The following is a 5203-nucleotide window of genomic DNA, read 5'->3' as shown; positions in this document are numbered from 1 at the left end:
CAAGACGACGACGACCGTCGCCATGGACTTCGGCCGCATCACCCTGGACCAGGACCTGATCCTGTACCTCTTCGGTACCCCCGGTCAGGACCGCTTCTGGTTCATGTGGGACGACCTGGTCCGCGGCGCCATCGGCGCCGTCGTCCTCGTCGACACCCGCCGCCTCGCCGACTGCTTCCCCGCCGTCGACTACTTCGAGAACTCGGGCCTCCCCTTCGTCATCGCCCTCAACGGCTTCGACGGAAACCAGCCCTACCAGCCCGAAGAGGTCCGCGAGGCCCTCCAGATCGGCCCCGACACCCCGATCATCACCACCGACGCCCGCCACCGCGCCGACGCCAAGAGCGCCCTCATCACGCTCGTCGAGCACGCCCTCATGGCACGGCTCAAGTAGCGGAACGGTTCAGGGCAGTTGTCATATGCCCCTGCCAGGGGCGGTCTGTGTCCTTCGACACGGCCGCCCGCGCGTTCATAACATTTCGACAGAGAATTGGGGCGCCCCGGACACCCGATGCATCCGATCGGTGTCACTGCGCTCACATGAGCCCCGCCATTTGGCGGGGCTCGCTCTTTATGCCCGTTTTAGGTGAGGCCTGGACCACTGAAAGGGGCCGCTTCCCACTGTTTGGAAGGGACCCCCTTCACGTGCTGCAATTCATGAACTCCCGAGTAGTACGGCCCTGAACGAAACACCGGCACAACGTAGGTGCCGACGCCGAGAGGTTGTTGGTCGAGTGAGGCGAAGCAAGGAAAGCTCCGCGGAGCAGGAGACGCGGGGCAACTTCACACCGCCGTCCCGCACAGCGGTGTCGCCCGCGGACGTTCCCGTGACGCCGCCCCCCGCCGAGGCGCCCAAGGGAAGCTCCAGCAAGCTTTCGCCCCGCAACTGGCGGGTGCCCACCCGGCTGAACGCGATCCTCCTCATACCCGTGCTCGTCGGCCTCGTCATGGGCGGCTTCCAGGTCAAGGGAGCGATCGACAACTGGCAGGAGGCGCAGGACGCCGAGAAGACGGCGCTCATCGTGCGCGCCGCCTCGGAGTACAGCACCGCCCTGCTCAACGAGCGCGACCTCACCGCCGGCCCCCTGCTCGTCGCGAAGACCCCCGAGGACCGCAAGGTCGACGAGGTCACGCGGGCGTACGCCGCGACCGACGCCGCCAAGGCGAAGTTCGACGAGGCCGTCAAGAGCATGCCGTCGGGCCAGGGCCTGGAGCGCCGTCTGCGGCTGTTCAAGGACGAGGAGCCCAAGCTGGAGACGCTGCGCAAGGCGGCGTACACCCGGTCCCTGGACCCGGTGAACACCCAGCTCGGCTACACGAGCGTGCAGCACTACCTGATGGAGTTCTCCAACGAGCTCGGTCTCGGTACCGGCAACGTCACCAGCTACGGCCGCACCGTCTACGCGATCCAGCTCTCGAAGGGCGCGGAGTCCCTCCAGCGCTCCATCGGCACCCAGCTCCTGGTCCGGCCCAGCCACGACGAGGCCGTCTTCGCCCAGCAGTCGGTGGCGTTCAACTCGTACAACTACCTGGAGCAGATCGCCCTCGGCGAGTACAGCTCCGGCGGTCTGCCCGAGGACGTCGACCTCCTCAAGAAGGTCATGGCCGGCAAGGCCGCCGAGGGCGACAAGAAGATGGCCGCGGCCGGCATCGAGCTCCCCAAGGGCAAGGACGGCTCCGTCTACTCCGGCGTCGCCTCCCAGATCGGCACCGCGAAGGGCCCCGAGGGCATCAAGGAGCTGAAGGGCAAGGGCATCACGCCCGAGACCTGGATGGCCGTCGCCACCGCCAAGTTCGACGGCTACAGCGAGGTCGAGAAGACCCTCGTCGACAAGGCCGTGACCGAGGCCGCCGCCATCTCCGACGAGTCCAAGACGGACGCCTGGGTCAACGGCGGCATCGTCGTCGTCGCCCTCCTCGCCGCCTTCGTCCTGGCCGGGATGATGGCCCGCCAGATGAGCCGCTCGATGCGCGAGCTGCGGACCGCCGCCTTCGGCATCGCCGAGCAGCGCCTGCCGATGCTGGTCGACCAGCTCTCCCGTACGGAGCCGGGCCGGGTCGACACCCGCGTCCAGCCCATCCCGATCGACTCGCAGGACGAGATCGGCGAGGTCGCCCGCGCCTTCGACCAGGTCCACCGCGAGGCCGTCCGGCTCGCCGCCGAGCAGGCCATGCTCCGTGGCAACGTCAACGCGATCTTCACGAACCTCTCGCGCCGGAACCAGTCGCTGATCGAGGGCCAGCTGACCCTCATCACCGACCTGGAGAACAACGAGGCCGACCCGGACCAGCTGGAGAACCTCTTCCGCCTGGACCACCTGGCCACCCGCATGCGCCGCAACGGCGAGAACCTCCTCGTCCTCGCCGGCGAGGAGCCCGGCCGCCGCTGGGACCAGCCGGTCCCGCTGGTCGACGTCATGCGCGCCGCCTCCTCCGAGGTGGAGCAGTACGAGCGCATCGAGCTGGCGGGCGTGCCGGAGGCCGAGATCCACGGCCAGGCCGTGACCGACCTCGTGCACCTGCTCGCCGAGCTCCTGGAGAACGCCACCACGTTCTCCTCCCCGCAGACCAAGGTCCGCGTCACCGCGACCCGCCTCCCCGACGGCCGCGTGATGGTCGAGATCCACGACAAGGGCATCGGCCTCACCGCCGAGGACTTCGCGGACATCAACCACAAGCTGGCGAACCCGCCGACCGTGGACGCGGCCGTCTCGCAGCGCATGGGCCTCTTCGTGGTCGGCCGGCTCGCCGACCGGCACGGCATCCGGGTCCAGCTCCGCCCCTCGGGCGAGCAGGCCGGGACGACCTCGCTGGTCATGCTGCCGGACGCGATCACGCACGGCGGTGGCGGCGAGCAGCCGCTCCAGGACGACTTCACCGTCTCCCAGATCATTCCGCAGCAGCAGCAGCCGAACGCCTTCGAGGGCGGCGCCCCGCAGCCGATGCTCACCGCGGCCGACCTCGGCTTCGACGACTCGCGCTACGAGCAGCCGGCCGAGGAGGAGCGTCAGCTCGACCCGGTCAACCGCTCGCTGCAGCGCGAGGAGCGGCGTGCCGCCCTGGGGGCCCAGGCGCAGGGCGGCGACCGTCCGCTCTTCCGCGACGAGGCGGAGCCGGCGGAGCAGTACGACCAGGGCCAGGACTACGGGCAGGCCCAGGAGTACCCGGCGGAGCAGTACGCGCAGCCGCAGGAGTACGGCCAGGAGTACGCGGCGGGCTACCCGCAGCAGGACGCCTACCCGCAGCAGCAGGACGGCTACGCGTACCCGGAGCAGGGCTACGAGGCGTACCCCCAGCAGGGCTATGCGGAAGCCTCGTACGAGACCCCGGTAACCGAACACCAGCAGTACGGCAATGCGTTCGATCCCCAGTCCCATCAGGCAGAGTGGCCGGATCAGAGCGCTTACCAGGGCGGCTACGCACAGGATTTCGGAGCGGAACCGGAATCTGCTCCGAGCGCTCCCGAACAGGCCCACGAGCGCGTAGGCTTCGACCGTCCGGGTCCGGCCGCGAGTCCCGCCCCGGACGCCGGACACGCGCTGACCGACGCCGGTCTGCCGCGCCGCGGCAGCGTCGGCCAGCAGACGCAGCAGGCGCCGCAGCAGCCGAAGCCCGCGCAGCCGGTGCAGCAGCAGGACGAAGCCGACGGCTCCGACGAATGGCGCTCGACGAACGACGAGCGCTGGCAGCGGGCCGGAAAGCTCAAGGACCCCAAGGCGGGCGGGGTCACCTCGTCCGGTCTCCCCCGGCGGGTCCCGAAGGCCAACCTGGTCGAGGGCACTGCTGAGCAGACCCCGCAGGGCGGCCCCCAGGTCTCCCGCGCTCCCGAGGACGTACGGGGCAGGTTGAGCAACCTGCGCCGGGGCGTCCAGCAGGGACGCAACAACGCGGGAACGGACACGAACGGATCGGGCCTCGGCCCGGGCAGTACCTACAACCAGGAGCGTTAGTGTGAGCATGAGCCAGGCGGCGCAGAATCTGAACTGGTTGATCACCAACTTCGTGGACAACACCCCCGGGGTGTCGCACACGGTGGTGGTCTCCGCCGACGGACTCCTGCTGGCGATGTCCGAGGGTTTCCCCCGTGACCGCGCCGACCAGCTGGCGGCCGTCGCATCCGGACTGACCTCGCTGACCGCGGGCGCGTCCCGGATCTTCGAGGGCGGTGCGGTCAACCAGACCGTGGTGGAGATGGAGCGCGGCTTCCTCTTCATCATGTCGATCTCGGACGGCTCCTCGCTGGCCGTCCTCGCCCACCCGGAGGCCGACATCGGCCTCGTGGGCTACGAGATGGCCCTGCTCGTGGACCGCGCGGGCACGGTTCTGACCCCCGACCTCCGGGCGGAACTTCAGGGAAGTCTTCTCAACTAACAGACAGACAGTGCGTTTCGTGCCACCGCACCGTAGTGTGCGGTGGCGCGGGTCCAAGGGACATGGGCCGCGAGGCAGTCGGAGGAGGAGACGTGGGTACACCCCCGGGCGGGAGCCCTTACAACGGTTATGACGCGCATCAGACGCCCCTGGGCGACACCGCGCAGAACCGGTTCAACTTTCCCTCCGCCCCGAGCAGACACGGTGTGTCGCAGCCCTACTCACAGCCTCAGGTCCCGCCGACGGCCGCGGGTTCGCCGGCCGCCTCGCGCGGCGCGTCCGCCGCGGGCGGCTCCGGCGGTCACAACCCGCTGGTGCGTCCGTACGCGATGACCGGCGGCCGGACCCGGCCGCGCTACCAGCTCGCCATCGAGGCGCTGGTCAGCACGACGGCCGATCCCGCCCGGCTGCAGGGGCAGTTGCCCGAGCACCAGCGGATCTGCCGGCTCTGCTTCGAGATCAAGTCGGTCGCGGAGATCTCGGCACTTCTCTCCATTCCCCTCGGCGTCGCCCGAATCCTCGTCGCCGACCTGGCCGAGGCCGGACTCGTCGCCATCCACCAGCCCGGCGGCGACGAGGCCGCCGGCGGTCAGCCAGACGTGACACTGCTCGAAAGGGTGCTCAGTGGACTTCGCAAGCTCTAACGGCGGCGCGGCCCGTTCAACCACCAGCGCGAAGATCGTGGTGGCGGGCGGCTTCGGCGTGGGCAAGACCACGTTCGTCGGCGCGGTCTCGGAGATCAACCCGCTGCGTACCGAAGCCGTCATGACCTCCGCGTCCGCGGGCATCGACGACCTCACCCACACCGGCGACAAGACGACGACGACCGTCG

General features: G+C 69.5%; 4 protein-coding genes and 1 pseudogene. All 5 read left to right on the top strand.

Going from position 1 to position 5203, the window contains the following annotated elements:
• Positions 1 to 394 (top strand): ATP/GTP-binding protein (locus tag CCN56_RS23815; RefSeq protein WP_086829835.1); only part of this gene is annotated, 394 nt, incomplete at its 5' end.
• A 340-nt stretch (positions 395 to 734) separates the two neighbouring features.
• The gene (locus CCN56_RS23810; protein ID WP_086829833.1) at positions 735 to 3950 is read left to right on the top strand and encodes a nitrate- and nitrite sensing domain-containing protein; all 3216 of its coding nucleotides are present in this window, start codon (positions 735 to 737) and stop codon (positions 3948 to 3950) included.
• 7 nt (positions 3951 to 3957) lie between these two features.
• On the top strand, positions 3958 to 4371 hold the full coding sequence (locus CCN56_RS23805) for a roadblock/LC7 domain-containing protein (RefSeq protein ID WP_026057603.1): 414 nt from the start codon (positions 3958 to 3960) through the stop codon (positions 4369 to 4371).
• A 92-nt stretch (positions 4372 to 4463) separates the two neighbouring features.
• Positions 4464 to 5015, top strand: a complete 552-nt coding sequence (locus CCN56_RS23800; protein WP_086829831.1) for a DUF742 domain-containing protein — start codon at positions 4464 to 4466, stop codon at positions 5013 to 5015.
• Positions 4996 to 5203: pseudogene (locus tag CCN56_RS23795) on the top strand (ATP/GTP-binding protein); the annotation flags it as partial. The gene CCN56_RS23800 and the pseudogene CCN56_RS23795, both read left to right, overlap by 20 nt.

The organism is Streptomyces sp. NRRL B-24572 (assembly GCF_002156145.1).
Lineage (GTDB): Bacteria > Actinomycetota > Actinomycetes > Streptomycetales > Streptomycetaceae > Streptomyces > Streptomyces vietnamensis.
The sequence above is the reverse complement of the archived record's forward strand: the minus strand, read 5'-3'. Positions and strand labels throughout refer to the sequence as shown.